Genomic DNA, 12136 nt, shown 5'->3' on the forward strand with positions numbered 1-12136 from the left:
AATGACGGCTTGCCGACCGACGCGCGGGTGCGCTGCGCACACCCGCACGCGGCAGAAGCCCAAGGCGCCGAGCAGACCGCGGGGAGCATTGATGACGACAATTCCCGCATATTTAGACCTGAACCACTTCATCACACTTACGAGGCTGCGGCAGGCAGGGACGGTTCCATGACGACCTGGATCAGCGGAGTCTGCGAAACGAACGGCATCAACATCCACTACCTCCGAACCGGAGGCGCCAAGCCTCCCGTCGTTCTGCTCCATGGATTGATGGGGAGCGGCGCCTGCTGGACTCCCGTGGCGCGGGCGCTCGAAGGTGAGTTCGACGTCGTCATGCCCGACGCCAGGGGGCACGGCGATTCGAGCGCGCCGCACGACGGGTACCGGTACGACGATCACGCGAGCGACGTCGTGGGCCTCATCCGCGGCCTGGGGCTCTCTCGTCCGGTGCTGCTCGGCCACTCGATGGGCGGCATGACCGCCGCGGTGGTGGCGAGCCGAGGGGCGAGGGTCATCGGCGGCCTCATCCTTGTCGACCCGACGTTCTTGAGCCCCGAGCGCCAGCGCGAGGTGTGCGACAGCGACGTCGCCGAGCAACACCGCCAGGCCCTCGGCTTGCAGAAGTCTGAGCTCGTTGCGCGGGCCCGAGCCCGAGACCCGCGTCGCTCGCCCGAGCTCGTCGAGCTGCAAGCCGAGGCGAGGCTGAAGACCCGCATGGGCGCGTTCGACGTCCTCACGCCGCCCAACCCCGAGTACCGCGACGTGGTGAGCGCGATCGACGTCCCCACCCTGCTCGTCATCGGCGACGACAGCCCCGTCGTCACGCTCGAGATGGCGACGGAGCTGCGGAGTCTCAACCCGCGCGTACGGATCGAACAGGTACAGGACGCCGGCCACGGCCTTCCATTTCAACAACCCGAGCGCCTGGGAGAGGTGGTCCTGTCGTTCTTGCGCGAGCTGGCGTAGCTGCTGCGGTCACTCCGCCTCTCCCTCGGCGAGCGCGACGGGCTGGGCGTTCTCGATCAGGACGCCGCGCCCCTGCCACACCACCAGCACCGCATAGAGCGCCGCGAGCACGCGAAAGCCGCTGAACAGGCCGAAGCGCTGCCCGAGCGAGCCGCCCGCCACCGCGCCGATCAGGCCCCCGGCCGGTCCCGAGAGCGAGAACAGACCGCCCACCCGGCCGCGGCCGAGCTCGGCGGTGAGCGCCGCGAAGCGATTGACGCTCGTGAGGTGCTGCACGCCCAGCCCGAGCCCTAGCAAGACCGCGCCGATCCACAGCGACGCGACGCCGAGGGGGAAAGCGAGCAGGAGCTCGGTCGCGAGCAGCAGCGAAAAGGCGATCGCGTAGCGGGCAGCGTCGCGCAGCGGCGACAGGGCGCCCCCGGCGAGGAGCAAGGTCAGCACGAACACGGCGCCCTGGATGGTCACCAGGCTCGCGGCCTGTGGGACCGAGAGGTGAAACTCGCGGATCGCTATCAACACCACGAACACGGCGAAGTAGGACATCGCCATCTGACCACACAGCTCGATGAGCATGCTCTGGCGCAGCTCGCGGCGAGACAGGATGATCCCGATCTGTCCGCGCAGGCGCTCGACGAGCGGCGTGGCCGAGCGCCCGCGGCCGGGGGGAGCCCCGGAGAGCACGCGATCGCCGACGAAGACCGTCGCCAGCAGCCCGAGCCCGGTCACCACGAACACGCCGGTGTAGCCGAGCAGGCCCAGGAGCTGCGCGCCGAGCATCGGGCCCACGAAGAACATGCCGAGCGAGTGGGACGCGCGCTGCCAGCCTGCCTTGCGCGGGCCGATGCGAGGAAGCAGGTGAAGAAACTCGGTCTGGGTCGCGACCATGCGAAACGGGTTGAGCAGCCCGAAGAGGACCACGCCCCCGATGAGCTGCCAGGGCCGATCCATGTGGGTGAAGCCGAGCAGGTACAGCGCCGCACCCGCGAGGCCGCCGAAGCGGAACAGCGGCCGGCTGCCGTGGCGGTCGATCAAGCCTCCGACCGGCATCGAGAGCAGCAGCATGCCGGTGAATTGCAGGCCGCCGACAAGGCCGATCTGCCAAGGGGAGGCGTGGAGCGAGGCGGCATACAGCGGCAGGGCCACCTTGGCCACGCCGTTGCTTGTGCCCGCGAGCATGCCGAGCACCATGAAGCCGAGGAGATAACGCTGGGGGAGAGGCGGCGAAGGTGTCATCACGCGAACCGAGGCGAGCGTCCGGTCGATCGACGCGTTCATCCGCCGTGCCGAACCGGGTTGTGCTGCCGCGCGGGCGCCTTGCAAGCCACGCTCCCGAGCCGGAGCAGGGCCATGGCGACCGCCTCGTCGCCCCTGGCGCCACGGAAGGAGGCCGGCGTCAGCTCGCGGCCCGCCGCCTGCTGCTCCAGCAGCACACGCGCAGCACGCGCCCGCTGCTGGCGCAGCAAGGGCCTATCCGTTATAACGGATAATCGTCTTACAAAACGAATGACCGAGGGAGGGCTCGGGCTGACGGGCATCGGCGAGGGCCAGAGGCCCGTGCGTGAAACGACGGCCGCGGATGGTCCCTTCAAGCGTCCGCGATTTGCGCCTTCCGGCTCACGCGGCTCCGAGCTCCGTGAGGAAATCACGCAGCGCGGACGCGAGCGCGAGGGGCGCCTCGAGGGGCGACAGGTGCCCTGTGCCGGGCAGGACGCGCAGGCCTGCGCCGGCGATGCGCGGCACCACGTCGCGCCGCAGGACGTCGAGGCGCTCGACCTTGTCGAGCTCACCGGCGAGCACCAGCGCCGGCGCGTCGATCGACGCAACGTCTGCGGAGATGTCCTCCAGCGACGCGACGTGCGGCCAGGCGGCCTTGGCGGCGGGCGCGCCGCGCAAGCTGTCCTCGATCACCTGCTGGCGCAGCGCGGAGCTCAGCGGACGCGCGGTCAGCACATGATCGAGCACGAAGCCGACCGATTCCGGCGAGTCATAGGCGCGGGCCATGGTCGCGCGTTGCTCGTCGCTGAGCGGCATCGGCGTGGGCGGCGCAGGGGCGACGAGGACGAGCCCCCGCAGTCCGGCAGGCCGGCGGGACGCCAGCAGCTGCGCGACCTTGCCGCCCATCGAGTGGCCCACAAGCACGTGGCGCTCGAGGCCGAGCACCTGGATCACGGCCTCCGCGTCATCGGCCAGATCGCCGATGCGATAGCCCTCTTCCGGTGCGTCGGAGTCGCCCCAGCCGCGGTGGTCGATCGCGACCGTGCGGCACCTCGGGGAGAGGGCCTCGGCCACCGCCGCCCACGTGCGCGATGAGCCGCCCCAGTAATGGAGGAAGACGAGGGCCATGTCCCCCTCGCCTCGCTCCCGGACATGGAGCTGGATCCGGTTCGCCGTGATCTTCATGAGCGCTCCGTCCAGCTCAGCTGTCGAACGGGGCGCCCTCCAGGAGGGCGCTGGCATCGAAGGGCTGAAAACCGGGCACGTAGCGGCGGCCGTAGTCCGAGAGGAAGTTGCCGGCCGTGGTGTGTGGCTTCCGCTCCACGACGCCGCATAGGGCGCGCCGCAACTCCTGCTTCATCTCGAGCCGGGGATAGGCCCTCAGGATCTCCTCGACCGCTCCGCGCGGCAGCGCCTCCAGCCCCATGCCGCCGTAATCGATCCCGATCCCGAGATGGGCGACGGCGACCTCCGACTCCTTGTGCGAGGCGATGCCCAGGCTCGTGTGCAGCGCGATGGCGTCCCACACGAGGGACGCCTTCTCGCGGGGCAGGCCGCGGTCGACGAGAAAGGCCCGGGCGGCGTTGGCGCCGTCGACCTCGAAGCGCTCGGGGCCGGCGAAGCGCTCGGTCAGGCCGAGGTCGTGGAGCACCACGGAGAGGTAGAGCAGCTCGCGGTCGAAGGCGAGGCCGTGCAGCCGGGCCGCGAGCTCGCCGAAGTAGTACGAGCGCATCACGTGGTGGAAGAGGTAAGGGGCCGAGACCTCGCGCGCGAGCGCGGTCGCGTCCTGGGCAAGGCGCGTGTCAGGGGCGTGGATTCCGGCGATCTCTTTGGTCATGGCGGGGGCTCCTGTCTGCCGGCGAAGGCCAAGCTTCAGGAGGGTGCGCGCTCGCCGGCCGGGCGCCCTGCCGAGCTGCGGTCATTTGCTGCCACGCGCGCGGGCGTTCCCGGAGAAGCGCTCCCGGTACTCGAGCGGTCCCACGCCGAGCCGGCGCAGGAAGGCGCGGCGCAGGTTCTGCTCGTCGCCGAAGCCGCACTGGTGGGCGATCCGCTTGAGCGGGAGGTCCGTGCCGGCGACGGCCTGGCAGGCGGCCTCGAGGCGCATGTCCGCGACCACCTTCGCCGGCGTCTGCCCGAGCGCGGCCGTGTACGCGCGCGCGAAGGTGCGCGGGCTCATCCCCGCCTGCGCGGCCAGGCGCTCGACGCGCAGATCGCCGGCGAGGCGGTCCGCCATCCAGGCGTGCAGGTCGGCGAAGGTGCCGCCCTCGGCCGCCTGCGCCGCGAGCGGCGCGCTGAACTGCGACTGCCCGCCAGGCCGCTTGAGGAACACGACGAGCTGCCGGGCGACCGCCATCGCCGCGCGGTGCCCGAGGTCCTCCTCGACGAGCGCGAGGGCGAGGTCGATGCCGGCGGAGATGCCGGCCGAGGTCCAGATCGAGCCGTCGCGCAGGTAGACGGAGTCCGCGTCGACGCGGACGCGCGGGTGGCGCTCCGCCAGGAGCGGCGCGGAGCGCCAGTGGGTCGCCGCGCGGCGACCGTCGAGCAGGCCCGCGGCGGCGAGGAGGAAGGCGCCCGTGCACACGGCGCAGGTGCGGCGCACGCGCGGCGCGCGGCGGGCGAGCCAGGCGACGAGATCGGGCGGCACGGCCGGGGCCTCCGGCGGCCCGCTGCCCGGCACGATCAGGGTGTCGATGGCCTCGTCGTCGAGCGCCGCGAGCGGCTCGGCGCAGACCGCGAGCCCGGTCGTGGTGCGCGCCGGCCCGCCGGCCGTCGAGGCGACGATCGCGCGATAAGGCGGAGGCGCGCCCGGCGCGCGCAAGGAGGTCGCCACGGTGAAGGCCTCGAGGGGCCCGGCGAGATCGAGCAGCGCGACGCCCTCGAAGGCGAGCAGGACGACGAGGCGGGGCTTTGTGAAGCTCGCTGGCATGAGGGGACGCGGCCGCCTGACGTCACCACGGGAACCACTCGTTCGGTATCTTCTGCCACGCCGTCGGCCGACGCGCGTCGCCCTCCGGCATCACCAGCGATCCCACCGCATCCGCGTGCTCGTACACGCCGCCGATCGATCGCGCGATCGCGTCGAGGTCCGCCTCGCTCACGACGCCATTGCTCGTCGCCTTATAGAACTGCACTGTCACGCGGACAGGGAACTTCGGATCGCGCACGAGGCGCAGCCCGCGCCCCTCGTTGTACGGTCCGAGGTTTGGCCCGTGCCCCAGCACCGCCTGCTCCACGTCGCTCTCCTCCGCGACCGAAGCCGCCTTCTTTGCCACGCTCGCCTTGGCGGGCGCCGCCGCCATAGGCGCGGGTGCCGGCGGGGGGAGCAGGCCGCCGAGCCGGCCCTGATGGGCGTGCACGAGCGGCACCTGCACCAGGAACAGCACGTCGGCCCCCTTGGCGAGCGCGCTCCGGTCCGCTTCCGTTTTGGGCCCGCCCTGGGCCTCGATCCGCGCCACGACATCGCTCCTGCGCTCGGCCGTGAAGGCGGCGCGCTGCCCCTTGTTGTTGAAGTAGATCTCCTGCCCCATACCCTGCGCCGTCTTGTCCTCGGCGCGGTTCTCGATGACGCTCACGCTCGTCCCCTCGCGCGTGATGAGGATCGTGAGCACGGCGGGGGAGCCGGGCGATGACTGGTAGTTGAAGATGACAGGGTTGAACTCCGCCTTTCCCTCCCTGGGGATGGGCAGGAACACCGCCTGTGCGCTGACGAGGAAGTGGGTGTCGCGCGGCGCGAGCAGGTTGCCGACCCCCTTGATGCTGTCCGGCTTCGACACGAACGCGCGGAGGTCCCGCAGCACGTCGGTGAGCGGGACGCTCCGCAGCGAGCCGCCCTCGCGCTCGTTGCCGACGCGCACGAAGAGCTTGTCGGCGGGGATGTCGCCGGTGCGGTCGGTGAAGTTGGGGAACCTGATCACGGGCATGAGCGCCGTGACGAAGCGCCCCGGCGCGTCTTCTCGCCGCACCTGGAGCGTCAGATCCGAGATGTTCGGCCCGAGCGCCGACCCCTCGGCGCGCCCCGTGTCTTCCCACATCACGTTGACGACCGACAGGCCGCGGCGCGACGCCCCGCTCTGGACGGCGCTGTCGCCGACCATGCTCGCGACCTGGGCGACGACCTCTGCATAGCTCCGCCGCGGCGGCGGCGGATCCCCCACGATGCCCCATTCGCCGGGAGGGTCGACCGCGACCTGGGCCGAGGTCGCCGAGGTCGACGCCGCCGGCCCGGCCGCCTTGTTCTTCGGCTCGACGTGCTCCTGCGGGGGCAGCGCGCCGACGCGATCATCCACGTTCCCTGCGCCGCTCGCGCCCCCGCACGCCGAGAGGGATGCCAGCAACGACGCCCCTACCGCGCTCCGACCCATGATCCTCATCATCGTCTCTCTTCCTTCTTCCTGCCCCGAAAACGCGCTGCGCGATGCTACCTTACACCTCGCGCGCCGCGCACCACCGCGAGCTGGTCCCGGGGCGACGACCCAGGAGTCGGGCGCGCGTGGCGTCATCGCCCCGCGGCGTTCACCACGCCGTGGTCGTCGTGCTCAGGTAGTGGCCGAGAGCGGTGTTCAGGTAGATGCGGTCGTTGGCCAGGGCCACGGCCCGAGGCGCCGTGTTGACCCCGAGCAGGCGGCTCTCCCAGGTATCACCGTCGTCGCGCGACATGGCGATGCCTTTTCCGAAGGCGAAGACGTTGCCCTTCGAGTCGACGAGCACATTCGAGCCGGCGTCTGTGACCTTGGTGAAGGAGACGCCTCTGTCGATCGAGCGGAAGATGCCCTTGTAGGAGCCGAGGAACAGGTGGCCGTTCGGGGCGGCCGCGAGCTTGACGTAGGTCTCGTCGCTGTCGAGGGGCAAGCCGCCGAGGGGCTCGAACGTCCTGCCGCCGTCGAGCGAGCGAACCAGAGAGCGTGAGCCATGAGCGTAGAGATCGCCGTTGTCGGTGAAGACGACCTCTGTCATCTCTCGTGATTCATCCGATACCCGTTCCCAGGACACGCCGCCGTCGCTCGAGAACCCTTGTTTGGAGCTGTAGAGGCGGCCGTCTGGATGGACGGCGATCGCGCCCACGCCGAGGGTCGCGTCGACAACGCTCCACGAGCCGCCGCGGTCCGACGAGCGGTACAGCCCGACGCCCGAGGTGGCGAGCATCGTTCCATTTCCCATCTGGATCACGGTGCTGATGAACGGCAGCAGCTGGCCATCGAGCTCGACGGGAGCCCACGAGGCGCCGGCGTCCGTCGACCGGTGCGTTCCCTCCTGATTGGCGAAGAACAGCGTGCCGTCCGGCGTCGCTGCCACCCATTGCATGTTCGTGAGGTTCACCTCGGCGAGGCGCCGCCACGTCGGGCACGCCGGGCAGCTTCCGCCGCAGTCGGCGCCCTGCTCACCCGGCCCCTGGGCTCCGTCGGTGCACGACGCCGGGAGGGGCTCGCCACGGCGCTCGTACTTGCCCCAGAACGTGGTTGGCCGGCTCACGAACACCTGATCGTTGTTGTCGACGACCACGAGGCGATCGTCCGGGAGCATCACCATCGACCGGAAGCCGAACATGCCGGCGTCGCCCCGCTCGGTCCAGGTGAGCCCGCCGTCCTCGGACATGTCCACGCCGGTCCCGCCCGCGAAGAGCAGATCGGTGGAGTTGAGCGCGAGCTCCCGGGCCGTGACGTCGACCGTTTCCGCTTCGGTCTGCTGCCATGAGTCGCCGCGATCGACGGACGACAGCGGAGGAGTCGCACCTCGCCCGACGAGCACGACTCCATCGGAGAGCTCGACGAGCCCGGCGCTCGTATCGCTCGCCGTATAGGCCACCTCGAACCAGGTGGCGCCGCGATCCAGCGACCGCATCACCAGGTTGTGGGAGAGCAGGAACCAGAGCCCGTCGGAGTTGACCTCGAATCGGATCAGATCGCCGCCTCCGAAGCCGCCGGCGACGGGCTCCCAGCTCACCCCGGCGTCGGTCGACCGGTAGAGCGCGTTGCCGAGCCCTGCGTAGAGCGCGTCATCCATCACCTTCAAGAACCCGGGGCGGAGCTCGGCGTTGATGACGTGCCATGTCAGCCCGTCGTCGTCGGAGCGCACGAGGCCCTCGCCCACTCCATAGATCTCGCCGCTGCTCCCGTTCGCCAGCGGCCTCACCGTGACGTTCTCTCCGTCCGCCAGCACCCGCTGCCACGCGCCGTCCAGCTGCTCCAGCCGGCTGAGCCGGTCAAACTCGTTGCTCCCCAGCAGGGTCCCCTGCCGGGTGAGGAACAGAGAGACCGCGCCGGAGGGCTCGACGCGCTGCCAGAACGCGCAGGGCTCGCACGGGCCGCCGCAGTCCACGTCGTCTTCACGCTGGTTGCGCTCGCCGTCCGAGCAGGTCCCGGGGTCGTCGAACGGGTGACCGGCGCCGGCCCCACCCTCCCCGGAGCCGCTCCCCGCGCCGCCGCCCCCGCCGGCGTGCGCGCCGCTCGTGCTCGTCTCCGCGCCGGCGGAGCTCCCGTCCGAGCAACCCGTCAAGAGCGCCAAGGCCAGCATCGAGATGGCCGTCGACAAAAGGCCGAGGTTGCCGCTGCGCCACTGCCGATCGATCGTCATTCACCGCTCCGCCGAACAACCTGCGTCCGCGAGGCCGCCGTGGCCTCGTCAGCAAATTGAACAAGGGGGCAGGAAGCCAGAGGGCGATAGGGGGGTCAAGCCTTGGGGCGACCGCCTGACCACGTCATCCGGCCATCTCCGCAAGAGTCAGGGCGAGGGCGGAGACTTCAGCCCGGCCTGACCCGCTTGGCCGCAGGCCGGCTCGTGCAGCGGGCGATCCACGCGTTCACGTTCGCGAAAGGCGAGAGGTCCACGCCGAAGCGGGCCAGGAACGGCAGCGCCGTCACGAGCGACACGTCGGCGAGCGAGAACTGGTTGCCCACGAGGTACTCCTTGCCCTCGAGCGCGCGCTCGAGGATCTCGATCCCGTTCGCGAGGTCCTGCTTCGCGCCCTCGGCTACCTTGGGGTTGCGCTCGTCGGCGGGGAAGCGCTCCAGGGTGTTGCGCAGGAGCCGTGTCGTCGCCTCGAACAGCGTGACGTTGCCCCAGGCCATCCACTTGAACGCCTCGGCGCGATCGGCGTTGAGCGGCGGGAAGAGGCCCTTGTCCACGCCGAAGCGCTCGCCGAGGTAGAGCAGGATCGCGAGCCCCTCGAAGATCGGCTTCCCCTCCGCGACCAGCAGCGGGACCTTGCCGTTCGGGTTGAGCGCGAGGTACTCGGGCTTGCGCTGATCTCCCGCCGCGAGGTCGAGCTTGACCTTCTCGTAGGGAACGCCGAGTTCCTCGAGTGCCCAGTGCACCCGGTCTGCGCTCGTCATGGGGGCGTAATAGAATTTGAGGTCGGACATGCGGCGAGCAGAGCTCCGCCGCGCGCGGGCCGCAAGGGGGCTTCGTTCGTCGCGCATGAGCTCGCTCTCGGTGGACGGCGCTCCACGACATCCGTCGAGCTGCTCATGACGTCATGTGGCGTCGGCCGGCACGTGACCGAACAGCCGGCGCGCGCAGTCATGAACTCCAGTGCCTTGCGCATCCGCTCGACCGCGAGGGCCGCGTGGTGCGTCGTCGCGGTACCTCGTGGTATCTTGCGGCTCATGCGACGAGCCATCCAGAGTCCGCCGCCCGGCTTCGACGACCTCACCGTGCACGAGCAGATCGAGTACGTCCAGGCGCTCTGGGAGCGGATCGCGGCGAGGGAAGACGAGGTGCCAGTACCCGAGTGGCACAAGGCCGAGCTCGATCGCCGGCTCGCCGAGTACGAGGCCGCACCAGATGCTGGCCGCTCCTGGGAACAGGTCGAGGTCGACCTCCGTACGCACCTCGCAACGCGTCGATGAGCCGGCTCCTCGTTCTCCCGTCTGCCGAGCTGGACATCCGGGAGGCGGCGGGCTGGTACGAGAGCGAGGAGGACGGGCTGGGCGGACGGTTCGTCGACGAGCTACGGCACATCGCATTCCTTGCCTCCGACAGGGCGGCGTCCATCCATGGGAGCGAGTACCTGATCGACGGGGGCACTGTGCCCACCGTTTGACGGCAAACACCGGACCCACTCGGCACAACAAGTGGAAAACCACCATCCGCCAACCCATGGAGTGATAGCTGACAGATCGTTCAAACCGACGCCGCTTCGCGGCACGGCTCAACTCAGGCGTTGCGCGGGCGGACGTTTGAACTTGCTGCTCTCTCATCCCATCCACGGGACGATGTCGCGCTGGCCGTGGACGACGCCTTGCTGCTCGTGAACGAGGTCGCCCTACCTTGGGGGCCAGCTCGTCATACCCCGAGGGCAAGCTCGTCCTGGGGGCAGCGTTCTCCTGCGCGGGCCGAGGGCGGCTGGTCGTGGTACAGCCCATCCCCGACGTGAACGGCGCGAGCGATCGCCCGTCTGCGTCAGACGGTGCACCTGGACCGCCGGCGTCCGCGCTCGATCGCGGGCGGCTCGGCTCGAAGGAGTGACGAATGCAGATCGGAATCATCGGCGCCGGCTTGATCGGCGGGTCGCTGGCGAAGCTGTTGGGGAAGCTCGGTCACCAGGTCGTGATCGCGAACTCGCGCGGGCCGGACACGCTCCGCGAGCTTGCCGCCGAGACCGGGGCCACCCCCGTCTCGGCCGCGGAGGCCGCGCGCGGCGGCGAGATCGTGGTCGTTACGATCCCCCAGCGCGCAGTCGTGGACCTGCCGAAGGATCTCTTCGCCGGCGTGCCCGCCGACGTGGTCGTGATCGACACCAACAACTACTACCCGGTCCGCGACGGCAGCATCCCGGCCATCGAGGCGGGGCAGGTCGAGAGCGCGTGGGTCGCCGAGCAGATCGGGCGGCCGGTGGTCAAGGCGTTCAACAACATCTACTTCGAGAGCCTGCTCGCGAAGGGCAAGCCGAAGGGCACGCCGGGGCGCGTCGCGCTCCCGATCGCGGGGGATCCGCCGGAAGCGCGGGCGAAGGTCATGCGCCTCGTCGACGAGCTCGGCTTCGATGCGGTCGACGCGGGCGGCCTCGAGGACTCGTGGCGCCAGCAGCCGGGTACCCCCTGCTACATCCACGACCTCGACGCGCCTCGGCTGAAGGAGGCGCTCGCCGCGGCCGAACGGAGCCGCGTCCCCGAGTACCGCAAGGCCTCGGACGACTGGCTGCGATCGCTCATCGCGTCACAGAGCCCGACCTGATCCGAGCGCAAGCGGAATCGTCGGTCGCAGCGGCTGCCTCAAGGACACAGTATCCTCAGATTGATCCAAGCGTCGCTGATGCAGCGAATCTTCCCGAGCCTGCCTTCACCGGCTGGGCTTCAGAGCAATAGCAATGACAGTGCTGTTCGTTGGAACCATTCCGACCGCTTGATTTTAGAGGAGACGCAGCATGGACCGATTCACCGGCGGTTGCCTGTGCGGCAACGTGCGAATCGTGGCGTCGGGACTCCCATACCGGGTCGGCCTTTGTCACTGCCTCGACTGCCGCAAGCATCATGGAGCCCTTTTTCACGCTTCTGCGGTGTTCCCTCAGGATGCGGTGACGATCGAGGGCGAACCCCGCGACTACGCCGGGCGGTTCTTCTGTCCCCACTGCGGCTCGTCTATTTTTGCGCGCAGCGCAGACGAGATCGAAGTGAACCTAGGATCCCTGGATGCCCCAGATCAACTGATGCCAACCTACGAAAGCTGGATCGTTCGTCGCGAGTCCTGGTTGCCGCCGTTTCCACTCACGAGACGATACGACCGCGATCGTGACGCCACGGGTCGCTTTGAAGAGTAGGTCGCACGAACGGTGGGGTGCGGGAACGTGCCCTCACTGTCTGGGAAGCCTTCATGCTTCCGGAGGATGGTATCTTCCGGAGCCTTGACAACCAGCTCCTCTCCGCTGGCGCGGACCTTGACTTTTCGCCGGCGACTGAACTCGACCTCATCGTAGGGGCTCGGCCCGAGAGCCAAGATATCGATCTTCGTCACCATCGGC

Annotated in this window: 12 protein-coding genes and 1 pseudogene; 5 read left to right on the plus strand and 8 right to left on the minus strand. The window is 69.7% G+C overall.

The window, feature by feature from the left end; genetic code table 11:
• Positions 1-168 precede the first annotated feature (168 nt).
• Positions 169-966: an alpha/beta fold hydrolase gene (locus tag WME90_RS39145; RefSeq protein WP_437277177.1), complete on the plus strand. Its 798-nt coding sequence runs from the start codon at positions 169-171 to the stop codon at positions 964-966.
• Positions 967-975: 9 nt separating this feature from the next.
• Here WME90_RS39145 and WME90_RS39150 read toward each other — a convergent pair whose 3' ends face one another.
• The 8 genes from WME90_RS39150 to WME90_RS39185 form a co-directional block, all read right to left on the minus strand.
• The gene (locus WME90_RS39150) at positions 976-2241 is read right to left on the minus strand and encodes an MFS transporter (protein ID WP_437277178.1); all 1266 of its coding nucleotides are present in this window, start codon (positions 2239-2241) and stop codon (positions 976-978) included.
• Positions 2238-2429, minus strand: a complete 192-nt coding sequence (locus WME90_RS39155) for a hypothetical protein (RefSeq protein WP_437277179.1) — start codon at positions 2427-2429, stop codon at positions 2238-2240. The genes WME90_RS39150 and WME90_RS39155 overlap by 4 nt, the downstream gene beginning before the upstream one ends.
• 151 nt (positions 2430-2580) lie before the next feature.
• Positions 2581-3366: an alpha/beta fold hydrolase gene (locus WME90_RS39160; protein ID WP_437277180.1), complete on the minus strand. Its 786-nt coding sequence runs from the start codon at positions 3364-3366 to the stop codon at positions 2581-2583.
• A 16-nt stretch (positions 3367-3382) separates the two neighbouring features.
• Complete coding sequence (locus tag WME90_RS39165) at positions 3383-4018, minus strand: HD domain-containing protein (RefSeq protein ID WP_437277181.1); 636 nt, start codon at positions 4016-4018, stop codon at positions 3383-3385.
• Positions 4019-4099: 81 nt separating this feature from the next.
• Positions 4100-5107 carry a GlxA family transcriptional regulator gene (locus WME90_RS39170; protein WP_437277182.1) on the minus strand — a complete coding sequence of 336 codons (1008 nt, stop codon included), beginning with the start codon at positions 5105-5107 and terminating at the stop codon, positions 4100-4102.
• 22 nt (positions 5108-5129) lie between these two features.
• The gene (locus WME90_RS39175) at positions 5130-6542 is read right to left on the minus strand and encodes a hypothetical protein (RefSeq protein ID WP_437277183.1); all 1413 of its coding nucleotides are present in this window, start codon (positions 6540-6542) and stop codon (positions 5130-5132) included.
• A gap of 151 nt (positions 6543-6693) precedes the next feature.
• Positions 6694-8751: a WD40/YVTN/BNR-like repeat-containing protein gene (locus tag WME90_RS39180; RefSeq protein WP_437277184.1), complete on the minus strand. Its 2058-nt coding sequence runs from the start codon at positions 8749-8751 to the stop codon at positions 6694-6696.
• Between the two features lie 167 nt (positions 8752-8918).
• Positions 8919-9539 carry a glutathione S-transferase family protein gene (locus tag WME90_RS39185; RefSeq protein WP_437277185.1) on the minus strand — a complete coding sequence of 207 codons (621 nt, stop codon included), beginning with the start codon at positions 9537-9539 and terminating at the stop codon, positions 8919-8921.
• A gap of 243 nt (positions 9540-9782) precedes the next feature.
• Here WME90_RS39185 and WME90_RS39190 point away from each other — a divergent pair, with 243 nt between their 5' ends.
• From WME90_RS39190 to WME90_RS39205, 4 genes and pseudogenes are all read left to right on the plus strand, one after another.
• Positions 9783-10025, plus strand: coding sequence for an addiction module protein (locus WME90_RS39190; RefSeq protein ID WP_437277186.1), 243 nt, complete (start codon positions 9783-9785; stop codon positions 10023-10025).
• Positions 10026-10135: 110 nt separating this feature from the next.
• A pseudogene (locus WME90_RS39195) lies at positions 10136-10219 on the plus strand (short-chain dehydrogenase); the annotation flags it as partial.
• Between the two features lie 428 nt (positions 10220-10647).
• The gene (locus WME90_RS39200; protein WP_437277187.1) at positions 10648-11352 is read left to right on the plus strand and encodes an NADPH-dependent F420 reductase; all 705 of its coding nucleotides are present in this window, start codon (positions 10648-10650) and stop codon (positions 11350-11352) included.
• A gap of 190 nt (positions 11353-11542) precedes the next feature.
• On the plus strand, positions 11543-11935 hold the full coding sequence (locus WME90_RS39205) for a GFA family protein (protein WP_437277188.1): 393 nt from the start codon (positions 11543-11545) through the stop codon (positions 11933-11935).
• The last annotated feature ends 201 nt before the right edge of the window (positions 11936-12136 follow it).

Origin of the sequence: Sorangium sp. So ce375, from assembly GCF_051473855.1 — a bacterium.
GTDB lineage: Bacteria > Myxococcota_A > Polyangia > Polyangiales > Polyangiaceae > Sorangium.

What these genes read in the sequence shown, in the direction of transcription:
- WME90_RS39160 (WP_437277180.1), bottom strand. Translation starts at nt 3,366, where the DNA reads ATGAAGATCACGGCGAACCGGATCCAGCTCCATGTCCGGGAGCGAGGC.
- WME90_RS39150 (WP_437277178.1), bottom strand. Translation starts at nt 2,241, where the DNA reads ATGAACGCGTCGATCGACCGGACGCTCGCCTCGGTTCGCGTGATGACA.
- WME90_RS39180 (WP_437277184.1), bottom strand. Translation starts at nt 8,751, where the DNA reads ATGACGATCGATCGGCAGTGGCGCAGCGGCAACCTCGGCCTTTTGTCG.
- WME90_RS39165 (WP_437277181.1), bottom strand. Translation starts at nt 4,018, where the DNA reads ATGACCAAAGAGATCGCCGGAATCCACGCCCCTGACACGCGCCTTGCC.
- WME90_RS39200 (WP_437277187.1), top strand. Translation starts at nt 10,648, where the DNA reads ATGCAGATCGGAATCATCGGCGCCGGCTTGATCGGCGGGTCGCTGGCG.
- WME90_RS39170 (WP_437277182.1), bottom strand. Translation starts at nt 5,107, where the DNA reads ATGCCAGCGAGCTTCACAAAGCCCCGCCTCGTCGTCCTGCTCGCCTTC.
- WME90_RS39190 (WP_437277186.1), top strand. Translation starts at nt 9,783, where the DNA reads ATGCGACGAGCCATCCAGAGTCCGCCGCCCGGCTTCGACGACCTCACC.
- WME90_RS39145 (WP_437277177.1), top strand. Translation starts at nt 169, where the DNA reads ATGACGACCTGGATCAGCGGAGTCTGCGAAACGAACGGCATCAACATC.
- WME90_RS39185 (WP_437277185.1), bottom strand. Translation starts at nt 9,539, where the DNA reads ATGTCCGACCTCAAATTCTATTACGCCCCCATGACGAGCGCAGACCGG.
- WME90_RS39205 (WP_437277188.1), top strand. Translation starts at nt 11,543, where the DNA reads ATGGACCGATTCACCGGCGGTTGCCTGTGCGGCAACGTGCGAATCGTG.
- WME90_RS39175 (WP_437277183.1), bottom strand. Translation starts at nt 6,542, where the DNA reads ATGGGTCGGAGCGCGGTAGGGGCGTCGTTGCTGGCATCCCTCTCGGCG.